The 14,823-nt window shown below is 43.4% G+C and carries 15 protein-coding genes and 1 pseudogene; 5 read left to right on the forward strand and 11 right to left on the reverse strand.

The genetic code is table 11. From position 1 onward, the window contains the following. Window positions 1–45: 45 nt before the first annotated feature. From I4V84_RS02280 to I4V84_RS02290, 3 genes are read right to left on the reverse strand one after another with little or no spacing between them, the layout of a single operon-like run. Window positions 46–480 carry a DUF2304 domain-containing protein gene (locus tag I4V84_RS02280; RefSeq protein WP_148462150.1) on the reverse strand — a complete coding sequence of 145 codons (435 nt, stop codon included), beginning with the start codon at window positions 478–480 and terminating at the stop codon, window positions 46–48. After that, window positions 477–1,205: a glycosyltransferase family 2 protein gene (locus I4V84_RS02285; RefSeq protein ID WP_195991162.1), complete on the reverse strand. Its 729-nt coding sequence runs from the start codon at window positions 1,203–1,205 to the stop codon at window positions 477–479. The genes I4V84_RS02280 and I4V84_RS02285 overlap by 4 nt, the downstream gene beginning before the upstream one ends. After that, window positions 1,193–2,365, reverse strand: coding sequence for a glycosyltransferase (locus tag I4V84_RS02290; RefSeq protein WP_148462148.1), 1,173 nt, complete (start codon window positions 2,363–2,365; stop codon window positions 1,193–1,195). The genes I4V84_RS02285 and I4V84_RS02290 overlap by 13 nt, the downstream gene beginning before the upstream one ends. Window positions 2,366–2,701: 336 nt before the next feature. Here I4V84_RS02290 and I4V84_RS02295 point away from each other — a divergent pair, with 336 nt between their 5' ends. Together I4V84_RS02295 and I4V84_RS02300 are read left to right on the forward strand one after the other, a co-directional pair. Then, window positions 2,702–3,424, forward strand: a complete 723-nt coding sequence (locus tag I4V84_RS02295; RefSeq protein ID WP_195991163.1) for a hypothetical protein — start codon at window positions 2,702–2,704, stop codon at window positions 3,422–3,424. A gap of 3 nt (window positions 3,425–3,427) precedes the next feature. Beyond that, window positions 3,428–3,877 carry an HD domain-containing protein gene (locus tag I4V84_RS02300; protein WP_195991164.1) on the forward strand — a complete coding sequence of 150 codons (450 nt, stop codon included), beginning with the start codon at window positions 3,428–3,430 and terminating at the stop codon, window positions 3,875–3,877. 115 nt (window positions 3,878–3,992) lie between these two features. On the opposite strand, the gene I4V84_RS02305 is transcribed toward I4V84_RS02300, so the two are convergent. From I4V84_RS02305 to I4V84_RS02330, 6 genes and pseudogenes are all read right to left on the reverse strand, one after another. After that, window positions 3,993–4,628: a DUF4317 family protein gene (locus I4V84_RS02305; protein WP_330382746.1), complete on the reverse strand. Its 636-nt coding sequence runs from the start codon at window positions 4,626–4,628 to the stop codon at window positions 3,993–3,995. A gap of 86 nt (window positions 4,629–4,714) precedes the next feature. After that, the gene (locus I4V84_RS02310) at window positions 4,715–5,890 is read right to left on the reverse strand and encodes a MalY/PatB family protein (RefSeq protein ID WP_195991165.1); all 1,176 of its coding nucleotides are present in this window, start codon (window positions 5,888–5,890) and stop codon (window positions 4,715–4,717) included. Beyond that, entirely contained in the window at window positions 5,871–7,049 is a 1,179-nt protein-coding gene (locus I4V84_RS02315; protein ID WP_195991166.1) for a PLP-dependent aspartate aminotransferase family protein, read from the reverse strand. Before I4V84_RS02315 ends, I4V84_RS02310 begins: the two co-directional genes overlap by 20 nt. Before the next feature lie 243 nt (window positions 7,050–7,292). Beyond that, window positions 7,293–7,418 (reverse strand): annotated as a pseudogene (locus I4V84_RS02320) (AzlD domain-containing protein); the annotation flags it as partial. Window positions 7,419–7,566: 148 nt separating this feature from the next. Next, entirely contained in the window at window positions 7,567–7,920 is a 354-nt protein-coding gene (locus I4V84_RS02325; protein ID WP_148462144.1) for an Hpt domain-containing protein, read from the reverse strand. Window positions 7,921–8,039: 119 nt separating this feature from the next. Beyond that, window positions 8,040–9,560, reverse strand: coding sequence for a C69 family dipeptidase (locus tag I4V84_RS02330; protein ID WP_195991167.1), 1,521 nt, complete (start codon window positions 9,558–9,560; stop codon window positions 8,040–8,042). A 211-nt stretch (window positions 9,561–9,771) separates the two neighbouring features. Here I4V84_RS02330 and I4V84_RS02335 point away from each other — a divergent pair, with 211 nt between their 5' ends. Both I4V84_RS02335 and I4V84_RS02340 read left to right on the forward strand, forming a co-directional pair. Next, on the forward strand, window positions 9,772–10,536 hold the full coding sequence (locus tag I4V84_RS02335) for a threonine/serine exporter family protein (RefSeq protein WP_195991168.1): 765 nt from the start codon (window positions 9,772–9,774) through the stop codon (window positions 10,534–10,536). A gap of 5 nt (window positions 10,537–10,541) precedes the next feature. After that, window positions 10,542–10,973, forward strand: a complete 432-nt coding sequence (locus tag I4V84_RS02340; protein ID WP_148462219.1) for a threonine/serine exporter family protein — start codon at window positions 10,542–10,544, stop codon at window positions 10,971–10,973. 8 nt (window positions 10,974–10,981) lie between these two features. Here I4V84_RS02340 and I4V84_RS02345 read toward each other — a convergent pair whose 3' ends face one another. Next, window positions 10,982–12,019, reverse strand: coding sequence for a DUF3878 family protein (locus I4V84_RS02345; protein WP_195991169.1), 1,038 nt, complete (start codon window positions 12,017–12,019; stop codon window positions 10,982–10,984). Between the two features lie 399 nt (window positions 12,020–12,418). Here I4V84_RS02345 and I4V84_RS02350 point away from each other — a divergent pair, with 399 nt between their 5' ends. Beyond that, window positions 12,419–12,751: a helix-turn-helix transcriptional regulator gene (locus I4V84_RS02350; protein WP_173715800.1), complete on the forward strand. Its 333-nt coding sequence runs from the start codon at window positions 12,419–12,421 to the stop codon at window positions 12,749–12,751. Between the two features lie 105 nt (window positions 12,752–12,856). Here the strand turns inward: I4V84_RS02350 and I4V84_RS02355 are convergent, their stop codons facing one another. After that, a complete protein-coding gene (locus I4V84_RS02355) occupies window positions 12,857–14,803 on the reverse strand; it encodes a bifunctional UDP-sugar hydrolase/5'-nucleotidase (RefSeq protein WP_195991170.1) in 1,947 nt (648 codons plus the stop codon). Window positions 14,804–14,823: the final 20 nt, after the last annotated feature.

The following is a 14,823-nucleotide window of genomic DNA, read 5'->3' on the forward strand; positions in this document are numbered from 1 at the left end:
GTGGGGAGTACAGATTGCTGGAATGATTTTTTAGGAAACCATTGGTCATCTTCCCTCTCCAATACCAATTTCAGCCTCTATCTCCTGCTTTTCTACTTCTTCCCGTTCCAATAACGTCTCTTTCTCATCTACTTTATCAATCTTCTTATTCTCAGCCTTGGAACGAAGCGCAACTTCTGCAGATAACACTCCAATCTTGTCTTCCAGCTGAGATACAATAATAGATAAGGTAAATATTTTTTCCACCAGCAGGAAAATGATCACCAGAAACACCAGATTACTTGGTGACATAATTCCGAATATACGACACAATTCATAGGAAATTTCCGGAAAGATTGCCAGCAAAAGTAAAATGGCTGCAAAAAAAATCCAGAAAATAGCGTCCTCCATTTTGACTTTATTTTTTCGGATTTTTCGAAGAATCCATCCAACAGTCAGAACAGAGGCAATAATAAGTAAACCTTTCAGCGTGTCGCTCATTTTTTGTCTCCTTTCTCTCGTTTACGCACCCATTGAAAAATAAAAATAGAAAAGAACATTTTCATCATATACCAAATGGAATTTTTGAAATCCAGGTAGCTGGTTCCTGCAATTCGCTCGTGCATTTCTACCTGCACTTCTTCAATCTTTACCCCGCAATTCAAAAGGTATGCCAGGGTATCCGGTTCCGGACTGTAATTGATATCGTAGCCAAAGCGTTTGATCATGCGCTTATTAAAAAGGCGCATTCCGGAAGTTACATCTCCAATATATTTCCCGCCTGTGGTTATCATGATGGCGTAGGTAAGCAGCTGGCTTCCAATCATTCTGGAATTAACAGGCTTCCGCTGGGTTTTAAATCTGGACCCGATCACAATGTCACAACCGGTCCGCTCCATCTCCGTAATCATATCCTCTATATACTTTGGATCATGCTGACCATCGCCGTCCAGCTGGAGAACGTAATCATATCCATAATAGTTCGCATAGCGCATACCGCTTTTGATCGCGCCGGAAAGTCCGGTGTTTACAGGAAGATCCATGAAATTATAACCGCGGCGGGCACATATCTTACGGGTGTCATCGGTGGAGCCATCATTGATCACCACGTAATCATATTGAGGATAATTCCTTTCCAGATTGTCTACTACCTTTTCTATGCATCCAGCTTCATTGTAAGCTGGTATAATGATCAAAATTTTTGATATTGTTTTTATTGAAGCCATGAATTCTCCGTTCTGTGTTTCTCCACAATCTCCACCAGTTCTCGCGCTCTCGTCTCAAAAGAATATTTCTCCTTAATCACCGGCCACTGCTCGTCGACTTTTGCTTTCACTTCTTCATAGTTGTTCTCAATTTCCTTCACGCACTGGTGGAATTCTTCTTTATTGCTATAGTACAGCACTGCTTCCGGAAAGATTTCCCTGAGCTCATCGCAGCAGTCAGATATTACTGGGAGACCGCAGGCCAGGGCGTCGAAAATGCGATTATTCACAAACTGGTAATCCAACATGTCTTTCCAGTGGTCATTCAATGTGACGCGGGCACTTCGGTAAAGGGCTGGAATCTGGCTGTTTTCGATAAAAACGTCCTGTACCATGGTCTTATCTGGGCCTAACATGGCTTTCCAGCCGGCACCCCAGATTTTCAGCGGAAGCTTATCCTGTGCTGCCCATAATACACATGGGCGGGCCACACCACGGGAATTTCCAATAAATAAATAATCTTTTCCACGGCTGCATTCAGCTGCCTGATCCGGGTAAAAAAGCTCAGTGTCTGTACACTGAAGCAATGGATAAACAGGAACCGTAAGCTTCGCCTGAAGCTCCCTGACATAATGGCGGGAACCTACGCATACAATATCATAGAGCTGGTATTCTTCTTGAGTAACCATCTCCGGGTGGCTGATATTCCACATAATGTAGAGGCATTTGGTGTTCCGGCGATCCGGACGGTAAAATTCGCAGCCTCGAAGTACAAGAACCACATCTGCGTTTACTTCACAGTCCCAGTCTTCGTGCAGGTCAATTATAGTGTACATTCCCATTCGATCCAGGTAGCGTTTCAAGGCAACGGCATACGCATAATCGCCCCAACGGATCTTTTTTTCCTCAGGAGCAGGACATTTGATCACCCAGATCTGGCGTTCTTTCGCTTCACGCTGCACCTGTGCAGCCCGCTTTCCCCAGTCGTCCCGGCGATGCAGTTCCTGTGACACATATTCCTTCAGCTCCAGCATGGACTGGCTGTTTTTCTGAAGCTCCAGGAGGATTTTTTCCTGGCGTTTATTCTCTTTTTCCAGTTCACGCAGCTTATTGTCCATATAGGTGCGGCTTACCGGAATAAAGCTTCGTAATTTCTGTTTCAGGGTATTCCAAAAGCTCATATAGAAACTCCTTGTATAATAAGTTGTCAATCGGTAAAAATCTGTTTTTGGGTCTTTGGTTTTTATTATAACGAAATATGACAGGAAACGCAACTCCCCACAGTAAATCACCAGCGAACAGTAACCCTTCACAATTTTTTCACGTTTTTTTCTACCTTTTATCACTAGGAAAGTAATTTCGAATTTGCTATAATAGTTTCACGACATCAGAGCATGTTTAAAAAAGGCTTTCTGCAAAATGTGCATCACAATTTGTGGGATATTTCATCCCCATCTTTATTCAACAAACGCATCAAACTTTTCTGACATTATAAATCTTAGGAGGATACCGAATTCATGCGAAGAAAAAAGAGCTTACTAATACCGGCTGTGCTGGCTTTTTCCCTTTGCACCGGTGCTGTTGTCCCAGTACTGGCGGAGGAGACCTCACAGACAGCTGATGCAGCAGATAATGAACAAGAGGCACATACACAAAGTGCTACAGATACTTCTGATTCCCCTTATGAAAAAGGCACCATCACAGACACTGATTTTCAGAGTGAGTGGTTGAATCTGAAATTCACACCGCCGGAAACAGTAGTCATGAATACAGAGGAAGAGCTTCAGTCTGTTATGAAGCAGGGCCAGACTACTCTGGAGGAAGCTTCCGGGGTGGAACTTGGAGAGGATGCTTTGTCCGGCACTGTTTATGAAATGATGGCTTCTTCCATCTCTGGTTTTCCTAATGTTTCCTTAGTTGTCGAAGATGCTTCTTTGGAGAATATGACTGTTGACCAGTATTTTCTGGCTGCACAGCAGATGTTGGATGCTACCGGGATGGGCTATACTTATTCAGACGTAACAGATATACAGATTGCCGGGCAGGATTTCCGTGTTATGGAAACAAGTGTGGCAGTCAATGACTATGAAGTTCTTCAGAAATATTGTACCCGCAAACAGGGAGGAAAGTTTGTCTCCATTATTTTATCATACACCACAGATACCACAGCAGAAGCAGATGAAATTCTGGCAGCTTTTACTCCATTAAATACAGACACGGAGGCTGCGCCTGCAGAATAAACTATGGTCTATACTCCCTTAACCATAAAAGCCATAAAAATTGCATATAAAGCACACGAAGGACAATACGACCAGAGTGGGGTTCCTTATATTCTTCACCCGGTTCATCTTGCAGAACAAATGACAGATGAAACTACCACCTGCATTGCCCTGCTTCATGACGTTCTGGAAGATACTGCCCTGACTCTTCCTGATCTGGAAGCGGAATTCCCAAGAGAGATCACAGAGGCAGTCCAGCTGCTTACACACGCTCCTTCCGATGATTATCTGGATTATGTGCGCAGACTTTGCGAAAATCCGCTGGCTCGTAAGGTAAAGATTGCGGATCTCGCCCATAATTCAGATGAAACACGGCTTTCTTCCGTCACGCCGGATCCAATGCAGCTGAAGCACTGGCGGACGAAGTATGCAGCTGCAAAGGAGATCATACGGGAATACGAGAATATCCTATAAAGTAGAACTCCAGACTATGTAAAAAGGTACTCTGTTATATTGGTATCAACATAATTGATATCAATATAACAGAGTACCTTTATTATATTTTGCAAAAGCAACTGTTAGATTTCTATTATTTCACCCGCAAAATCGACCTCACCAGTTCCAGATGCGGTCTGTCTGCATCCTTCTGGAACACGGCCACATGGTTCAGGTCTGCGCCTCCATCTGTATATGCCGGAAAAAGAAAGCCGCACTCCGGCTCACCTGGCTCGTATTCATCTGCAAGAGGACAAATTACACAGATCAGATATTCAAAAACAGCTTCTGATTCCCCCAGCCGCTCCTTATCTGCTGCCTTTGCCGGAATATCATATCTGTCGTGGAAAATATAAACTGCATAAGGTCTCCTGCTTTTATAATTCTCCATTACAAGATCATAGAAGCTGTCCATAAGAGCATCGTTTTTCAGCCCACATTCCCGGATTGCCATCAAAAGCTGCCACACGGTTCCTGGCCTTCTGTCTGCATCTGCAAATTCATAACGTTTCAGATTTACATTTGTTGCTGCAAAGGGAACTACCTTGGCAAGCTCAATGTTTTTCTTCTTTTCTGCGGCAGACAGCTTTAAAAAATTCACGTTAAAGCTGCCGTCAAAGTCCCCGTCCTTATCCACATAACATCCCGCAATCCTTGTAAAAGAACTCCGGGCAACATTCATCCTCCTGGTCAGCGCCAGCATATCTTCACGGTCGATTTTGTTGGTCATGGTTTTCTCCTGTGTATACGCAAAATGTTTTTTCTATTTTACCATTCCTATGCGCTATACACAACTGAAAGTAAAAATATCTCCATTTAAAACGCTTTTCTAATCCGCTCCAACGCCTCCGTCAGCGTTGCCCTTGGACACGCCACATTAATCCTCTGGAATCCTTCGCCTGCTTTTCCGAAAATCTTTCCACTGTCAAGCCAAAGTCTGGCCTTGTTAAGGATCAAATTTTCCAATTCCTCAACAGTCAGACCTGTCTCACGAAAGTCCAGCCATACCAGATACGTGCCTTCCAGATCTGTCATCTTCACCCCAGGCAGATATTTTTCCACATACTCTTTTGTGTAATTGATATTCGCCTCCACATAAGCATGCATTGCCTGGTACCACTCTTCACCTTTGGAATAAGCAGCCTCTGTTGCCACCAGTCCCAGAACCCCGAGCTGGCTGGTTCCTGCCGCATCCAACTGCTTCCGGAATTTTCGGCGAAGCTCCGGATTGGGAATAAAAATATTGGAAATCATCATACTTGCAAGATTGAAAGTTTTACTTGGGGAAGTGCATGTAATGGAAATATCCTGAAACTCCTTTTTCAGACTGGCAAACACTTGATGCTTTCCCTTAAAAACAAAATCCTGATGGATTTCATCACTGACAACGGTCACACCATTTTTTACGCAGATATCTCCTATTTTTTCCAATTCTTCTGCGCTCCACACTCTTCCCACCGGATTGTGAGGATTGCACAGGAAAAACAGTTTTACATTTTCCTCCACGATTTTCTTTTCAAAATCCTGAAAATCAATGTGATAGCGGTTGTCTTCTCCCTGATAAAGGTTGCTGCTCACCACTTTTCTTCCATTGTCCTGAATAACTTCTGAAAAAGGATAATAAACGGGAAGCTGGATCAGCACACTGTCTCCCGGCTGCGTGTATGCTTTTACTGCCATCGCCAGGGCAAAAACAACTCCTGGTGTTTTGATCAGCCAGTCCTCCTGTATCTCCCAGTTGTGGTGAAGCTTCATCCAGTTTGCAATGATTTCAAAATAAGGAGTCTGAACCTCACTGTATCCGAAAATTCCCTCTTTTGCACGCTCTACCAGCGCATCCTCAATATAAGAAGAGGTCTCAAAATCCATGTCTGCGACCCAAAGAGGCAGCACATCTGCCGGCTTTCCCCTTTTTACGGCAAAATCATATTTCAGACATCTGGTATTTTTTCTGTTAATCACTTTATCAAAATCAAGATTTCTTTCCGCCATGTAATTCTTCCTCTGTTTCTGCAAATACTTTTTCAAATTCATCAAGAAGATCCTGTGTATCCTCGATTCCAACAGAGAGGCGAAGGGTTGCCTCTGTAATTCCGTTGCGTTCCCGTATCTCCTTCGGCACATCCGCATGCGTCTGGGTAGTTGGATATGTGATCAACGTCTCCACGCCGCCAAGGCTTTCTGCGAACTTGATCATCCGCACTTTTTCCAGGACAGAAAGGGCAAATTCCCTGCTTTCCAGCTGGAACGTAAGCATGGAGCCAAATCCTCTGGCCTGCTTTTTCATAATCTCATATCCCGGGTGATCTGGTAATCCCGGATAGATTACTCTGGTCACTGCGCTCTTTGTTTTCAGCCATTCTGCGATTTTGAAAGCATTTTTCTGTGCCTGCTCCATGCGGATTCCAAGAGTTTTGATACCGCGAAGAATCAGCCAGCTGTCAAAAGGAGCCAGGCCGGAGCCTGTGGTTTTAATAAGAAAACGAAGCTTTTCACTGATATCCTCTCTGTTGGTTACCAGAAATCCTGCCAGGGTATCATTATGTCCGCCCAGGAATTTGGTTCCGCTGTGCACTACAATGTCCGCTCCCAGTTCCAGTGGATTCTGGAAGTATGGAGATAAAAATGTATTGTCTACTATGAGAAGGAGATTATGTCTTTTTGCAATTTCCGCAAGTGCCGCAATATCAGTGACATTCATCATGGGGTTGGTTGGAGTTTCAATATAAATTGCTTTTGTGTTTTCATTTACATAACTTTTCACATTTTCTTTCCAACAGTCGATTCTGGAAAAATGGATTCCGTTTTTCGAAGAAACATTGTCAAAAAGCCGGATGCTTCCGCCGTACAGGTCTGCATCTATGATCAGATGGTCTCCTGGTTTAAACAGCTCCATTACCAGAGTGATTGCTGCCATTCCAGTGGAAAAAGCCAGTGCATCGATTCCATTTTCCAAAGTTGCTACAATTTTTTCCAGATGCTCTCTGGTTGGGTTCTGCAGTCTGCTGTAGTCAAAGCCTGTACTCTGGCCTACTGCCGGATGCTCATATGTTGCTGTCTGATAAATCGGAAAACTGATAGAGCCATAATTGTTACAACAGCCTTCCTCTTCTTCCAAATGTAAACATTTTGTATTGATTCCTCTTGCCATGATTTTCCTCCAGATTCGTATAATCGCGTTCAGAGAAATGTTTTCTCTCTTTTTTGTCTGAACATATCATAGCAAGATAAGAGGATTTTGTATAATTCATTTTACCTTGAGTTCGTTATAGAATATTGCTATATCTGATTAGATATGTTAGATTTGGTGTATTGCCAATTTCAGAGCGTGTTTGAAAAAGGCTTTCTGCAAGATGTGCGTCACAATTTGCGGGAATACTTTTTCAAACACGGTCTAAAACACCCTCTGCACCAGCAGCATATACAAAATCGTTCCACCGCCAATACTAAGCAGTGTATTCTTTTTCCACTTATGCAAAAATACGATAAACAAAATCGCAATGGCTTCTGGCAGCCCATAAGTTCCGCTTCCGTTCCTTCATAGTTACACTCTTCGCGATGCACAGAAATCATGTTTCCCATGTTTTCGCGCCGTACTTCTTGGGTTTTCTGTAAACGAAGTTCACAAAATATCTCTTGAGATGATATCTGCTGAATAGGAGCAGGCATTAATTACCGGCCAGTTCCCTGATAGCATCTGTCAAGGTCGTGTACTGCTCTTTCACCTGCGCGTAAAGCTCATCACTTCCTGCGGTTTCTCTTCCTCTTAATACCTCCGTAAGCTCTGCACTGACCTTATACAATTCTGTAAATCCAAGGTTCAGGCACACACCCTTCAGGGTATGGGCTGCACGGAAGGCTTTCTCTCCATCCTGTGCGGCAAGACCATCTGTCAGCTCCTGAAAACTTGGATCATTAAGAAATTTCACCGCAAATCTTTTCACAAGCGCTTCGCTTCCCAGTCTTTTCAGAACTCCATCGTAATCTGAGCCAACTTTCTCATAACATTCTTTTATTGTCATTCCAGCCTCCTTAATTTTCATTCCGGTTCCCTATGTAACTGCTTTCTGCACTTTATTATATTAAATTGAAAGAAATTTGTCCACAGGTTTCTAGAGCGTGTTTGAAAAAGGCTCTGACATTACGCATCAGACCTGGAATAAGCATTCTTCATCTGATTACTCAGCTCATAAAGCACTTTATTCAGTGTGTCAGAAGCCTCTTTTTTCACCATATCCGCAATTTCCTGGTTGGCCTGATGGCGAAGGGACATTCGCTTCGCTGCGTCAGACTCTTTTTCCAGAAGAGCGTCATATTTGCCAATCAGCTGGTGGCCTTTTGACATTACACGCTCCTGATAACGTTCAATATGGAAAATGGAGCTCTTATAAGAAGCATCTGCCATGGCACCGATCATGCGGCTTACCCAGTAGAAGCTGTCAGTGGTTACTTCCCTGGTGGTGCTGGAAAAATAGTCCGGAGTGGTATCAATTGTGGCATAAAACGGCACCAGCACATTAAATGCATTGGATGCAAATGCAACCCATTCCAGAATATTGCAGTCCTTTTCCATGCCTGGTCTCATCTGGATCAGAGACAGGAAATCTGTACGGTTCACACCGATAGAACGGAATGCTCCGCGCTGTTCTTTTTCTCCATAGGAAGCATATGGATCATAAGAGGTTCCCTGATAATGGGAGGACAATACATATTTCACATCCTCTACAGTAATCTTTTTTTCCGGAATCATGCACCATGGCAGATCATCAGAATATGGAGTAAATTCTGCATTTACGCCATCCCAGATTTTTGTCTTCGGGTTCAGGGTCCTCAGCATATACCATGCACGTGGAGTATTATAAACATGGTCGGAATCGTCATGGCTTCCGAACGCATCTCTTGGATTCAGTACACCATCCAAGGAAAGATCCAGGTGATTTTTGCTGATAAATTCTTTCAGGTCAGCGGAACACATGTATTCCAGATCCGCATATTCCTCACGTGGGCACCGATATTTTTCCTGATCCCGCAATGCCTTTTCCAAGTCAAATTTATCAATTCCAAGCTGATTTGGCATTACCACATACGCCTCATCCGGAACCTTTCTTGCCATCCAGTGATGGCCGCCGATGGTTTCCAGCCACCAGATTTCATTCTGATCCTGGAAAGCAATTCCATTCATCTCATAGGTTCCGTATTTCTCCAGGATACTTCCAAGACGGACCACACCTTCGCGGGCGCTATGAATGTATGGAAGAACAATGGATACAATATCTTCCTCTCCGATTCCACCGGCTGCTTCCTCCTTACCGTCCTTGACCGGCTGATAGGTTACCAGAGGATCCGCACCAAGTACCCGGGGATTGGAAGTAATCGTTTCTGTAGCAGTCATTCCCACATTTGCCTCATTTACACCGCTTGCTGCCCAGATTCCTTCGCCGTCTACTGCATTTGGCACAGATGTATAGCCCATTGGATCATCTGGAAGATCAATTTCCACATGAGAAATCACAGATTTATATTTCCGCGGCTGTTCCTGTGGATGAACCACCACAAATTTTTTGGGCATATAATGTCCGGAACCGGAATCATCATTTCTTGCGATCATGGTAGAGCCATCATAAGATGCCTTTTTTCCAACTAAAATTGTAGTACAACCCATTTAAATTTCCTCCTGAAAATATTTCGTAATCTACTATGCTCTATGTTAGCACAATCGGGCATTTTATGGAATACAAGATTCCGGAAATCAATTATTTAACGGTTGTATTGCCTGCCATTAAGCTTTATACTTATCTTATTCCCGTAGCAAAATGATACGCGAAAGAATCCTGCCCGTCAGGGCTTTTCTATAACTTAAAGGAGCATTCCTTATGCAGACATCTAAAGATTATTTGCATGTTTTTCTCGATATGGGCGACGCACTGTTAAACAGCGGCGCAGAAATTTTCCGGGTGGAGGATACCCTGAACCGGATGGGCTATGCCTGTGGTGCTACCCATATGAATGTTTTCGTCATCACGTCCAGCATTGTTATTACTATGGAATTTCCCGGAGATGGCGCACGGACGCAGACACGGCGCATTCATGAATGTGGGGGGAATGATTTCACCAAGCTGGAGCAGCTCAATGACCTGAGCCGCCGCTTCTGCAATCATCCGGTTTCTGCTGCGGAGCTGCGAAATGAATTTGAGAAGATCAATGCAAACAGACCTAAGCCTCTTTGGAAACTGCTTGGAAGCGTTCTTGCAGCCAGCAGTTTTGCCCTTTTCTACGGCGGCACCATTCCGGATGCCATTACTGCCGGCATTGCTGCAATCCTGATATGGAGCCTGCAAAAATATCTAAGACCAGTATGTATGAACGAGGTTACTTTCCAGTTTGCAGCATCTTTTCTCACTGGCTGCGCCATTTGCGGATTTACCTTGCTCTGTCCTTTCCTTCACATGGATAAGATCATGATTGGTGATATTATGCTTCTGATCCCAGGACTTATGTCGACTAATGCGATCCGCGATGTACTCATTGGTGATACCCTTTCGGGTATTATCAGGCTGATCGCTGCGTTACTTCTTGCAGCAGCACTGGCGCTTGGTTTTATGGGCGCAATTATTCTTTTTGGGAGGTTTGGACTTTGATCACAATGACGGTTATACAGCTGATTACCGGAGCTATCGGATCTGTGGCTTTTGGTCTTCTTTTTCACATGAAAACCAAATATCTGCCTCTGGCTGCTGCCGGTGGTTTTCTTAGCTGGCTGGTCTTTCTCTTCGGGAAGAGTCTGTGGGGAAGTGTTTTTCTTCCGGCACTGCTGGCTGGTTTTATTGCAGATGTGTATGCGGAAATCCTGGCAAGAATCTGCAAGGAAACTTCCACTTCTTTTTTCGTTACTTCCGTGATTCCGTTAATTCCCGGAAGTACCCTTTATTACTGCATGAGCAGTATTGTAGAGGGAAATCCCATGCAGGCACTTAAATATGGGAGGGACACCTTTCTCTTCGCATTTGGAATCGCCGCGGGGATGAGTATTGCGTGGGCAATCTGTTATTTTCTGAGAAGTGTTAAAGCACGATAGTTTCTTATTCACAGTTTCCGGATTTCCACCTTGCGATTCCGCCAGCCCTTTTTCCAAACCATGAGAAAAACCTGAAAATCCAGGCTGTCTCTGGCTGTTGTAAAGGGCTCTTCTCTTAATATCTCTGCATGGATTCCATCCCGGGCCAGTTTTTCCTGCAGTTTTCCCGCTTTTGACAGCAGACTTTTTAACTGCTGATCAGCCTCATTTCCAAAATTCCGGTCAGGATAAGCTGCCGCTGCGCTTTTTATTTTTCCGGTAAGAAGATCAATCACTGCACTATGCTTATTCTTGTGTAATGCCCTGGCAAAAATCCTGGCGATAAATGGAGCTGGAAATTTTTTATAAACATACAACAACCGAAGCAGAGAAAAATCCCGGGCTTCTTCTGCTAACCCTTCCATTACCTGAAATGCTGCTGCAGACGGCTTCCAGGGGTCTTCCTTTGGCACAATATACTGTTTCGGCACTGCCGGATAACAGCAATAATTCAACGGTGGAAAGTCCGCCAGCTGCACAAGTGCCCTTTCTTCTTCTGTGCAAAACTCTTCTCCCAGATATTCCAGCTTATCTCTTGCAATAGCGATCCGATATTCCAGCTGACGCAGATATTCATACCCAGGTACCCAGAAATGACCGATTTCCCCATAGTTATAAAGATAAACCTCCAGATCCAGCATTCTGAAAAACAGGGTGACTACGTTCTTCCCCTGCCATACTACCAGTATATATTCATCCCCTTCCTGACTTAAGGATGATTTCAGAGGGCCTTCATAATTCTCCAGATAAGAGCCTGTAAGTCTGGCATCCCGGAAAATGAGAAAGCTTTCTACGGCATCATTCATCAAATAAACAAGGCGGATATCACCTGGAATTTTCTCTTTTCCCACTCTGGCAAGGCTGTCTTTTTCGCCCTGTTTTCCCTCATTATTTTCATATGTCTCATAACATTCCCATTCAGCCTGTGCTCCGTTTTCTTTCGGAAACAGCAATTCAAATTGCTCCTGTTCCAAAAGCTCCTCCAGCATTTCAAATGTATCCTGCATCTTGTGATTACCTCAAACTGTTCGATTCCTGTTTCCAATTTCACTTTTTATTATATGGGTATCTGACAAAAATGTCAAAATAACGACAACAGATATATAGCTATAAAATAAATAGCATACAATTTACAGCTTACATTTTTCATATATTTTCTATATACTTTATATTATGGATAAAGAAGCTGTCGTTCCATAATATAAGAACCCGCAGGCAATCAGGAAGCGGTGAAACCGTTCCATAGATTGCCAGAGCATGTTTGAAGAAACTGTTTGAAAAGGGTTTTCTGCAAGATGTGCGTCAGAATTTGCAGGAGATTTTGTTCAAATTGGAAAGCAGCTTAAATACGTGTAAAATCACAGGTAAGCCAGTTCGGCACCTGTTAAAAAGATTGGAGAACAAATATGAATCAGATTGATTACGAAAACTTAGGATCCCGAATGAAAGAACTGCGAATCAAAATGAAGCTTACCCAGGCAGAAGTTGCCAAAGCTCTGAATGTAACTCCTGGCTACATCAGCAACGTGGAGAATAACCGTACTGCAATGTCCCTGCGTATCCTTATTTATTATGCAAGGCTGCTGAACATCTCCCTGGATTCCCTGATTGGCAGAATTGATTCTGAATACCGTGAAACTGCCCTGGACCGCGAGCTTTCCGAGCAGGTACATAAAATGAGTATTCCAGAGAAACAAAAGCTTCTGAAAACCATGAAGGTATGGATGGAAGAAGATTGATTCTGAACGTAAAAGGGGCTGTCTATTTCCTGACAGCCCCTTTTGTAACTTTATGGTGTTTATAGTATTATATCAGATTTTATTCCCCCCATTTCTGTGATAGTATCACATACTTTTCTTTTTTGCCTTGCGGACCAGTTTTCGGATCAGGACTACAATAAGAATAATAATTACAAGGAAGAGCAGGCAGATCAGCACGATCATTACTGAGAATCTATTGGGATTTTTCACCAGATCAATAATATTTGTGCTGTCATCTACAACCTTACGGTTATGAGTGACTGCATAATATTCCGGTACATTAGCAATTCCATCCCCGTCTGTATCTTCAAAAGACTGCATGTATCTTGCAATAGCATCCCACGCTTTCAATTCCCTGCCATCTTCCATGATTGCCTGATCTTCCAGATTTTCAATTGGATTTCCATCCTTATCCTTTGGTTCAAGGGACAGCAGGCCATAGGACATTTTCATTACAGAGCCAAGCATTTGTCCTGTATACAAGTCAGTCACAACATGGTACAGTTTATCATCCTGAATTTCAATTCTTTCTCCATCTTCTCTGGTCAGATAACAGTCCGTCACCTTATTCAGAATCATTCGATGAGGATTATATGTAAAATTCAGTCCGCTGCAATACAATCTTGCAGTTGTCATAAAATCCGAAACAGAAGCGTCTACTTCTGCTGCCAGCTTCAATTCTTTTCCTGTCAGATATGCATTGATAAGAGGATATCCTGCTACACCGTCTTTTCCAATTCCCAGAGAAAAAGAATTGTAAACATCCTCTACTGTAATATTGCCTTTTGTATATGTGTCACGGACCGTTCCGCTTGGCACAACCGCTACGTCTACCGGGTTCCCATCGTAATACTCTGAATTTTCCACAGCATATACATACGCATCAGACATAATATCGCCGAGATTCAGTTCTTCATGCTTTGTCCCCATCTCTTCCAGACTGTTAAATTCAATATCGTTCTGAGCCAGAACTTCATCCCTGGTGTACCCAAAATCTGCAAGATAATTGGTGTCTACTGTATCCATTAATTCATCAATCCGTTTCTGTGTTTCCTGATCCGGCTTGATCTCATCAGACACAGGAATCAGCTCATAGGAAGTCATTTCCCAACGCCTATCCTCCTTCTGTGTCATTGAAAGTGATCCAAGGTTTCTCCCATACTCACCGCAGGATACAATATATGTATTCCCATGCTTAATGGCTTCATTCAGCTCTGTATGGGAATGTCCACTGATGATCAGATCCAGATCCGGCACCTTTTTTGCAAGGATTTCATCCTCTGACTTATCCTCGTCCTCCCAGGTTCCGCCGTGAGACACACATGCGATCATATCCACATTCTCGTTTTTCTTAATCTCCGTTACCGTCTGCTTTACCGCCTCTACCGGATCTTTAAACAGCAATTCACATGTAGGCGCACATTCCAGGGCATCTTTTCCAAATACACCAACCACAGCAATTCTCGTATCGCCCTTTTGAACCACAACATAATCTTTCACGCCATAAGCTTCAAACGCTTCTTTAATCTGCTTCTGCCCATCATTTAAGCCATCTTTTTCCATAGCGTCCCAATCCACGTTGCACACTACGATCTCCGGCACTGTCTCACCGGAATTTATGGCTGCTTTCAGCATATTTGCCAGTCCCTTTGACCGGTAGTCGTATTCGTGATTTCCAAAAGTAGTCACATCATACCCCAGATATCCCAGCATTCGAAGCTCCGCCGCCTCCGTATCATATACGGTCTGGATCAGTGTACCCATGGAAAAATCTCCGCCATCCAATACCAGGGTATCTGGATTGTCTTTCTTCTTTTCATCCATCAGGGTTTTTATTTTCGCAAAACCGCCAACTTCTTTTTGCTGTCCATCTACAATTGTTGAAAAGCTGTCCAAATGGGAATGAGTATCATGGGTAAACAAAACGTCTACCTTTTTCGTCCCAGCTGCTGTCACAGGAATATCCAGTACAAGCAGAAGCAGTGTTGCAATTGTTAATACAATTGACAAAATTCGTTTCCGTGTCTTCATAACTTCTCCTTTTCATTCAA

The organism is Ruminococcus sp. 1001713B170207_170306_F1, from assembly GCF_015668065.1.
Lineage (GTDB): Bacteria > Bacillota > Clostridia > Lachnospirales > Lachnospiraceae > Blautia_A > Blautia_A faecis.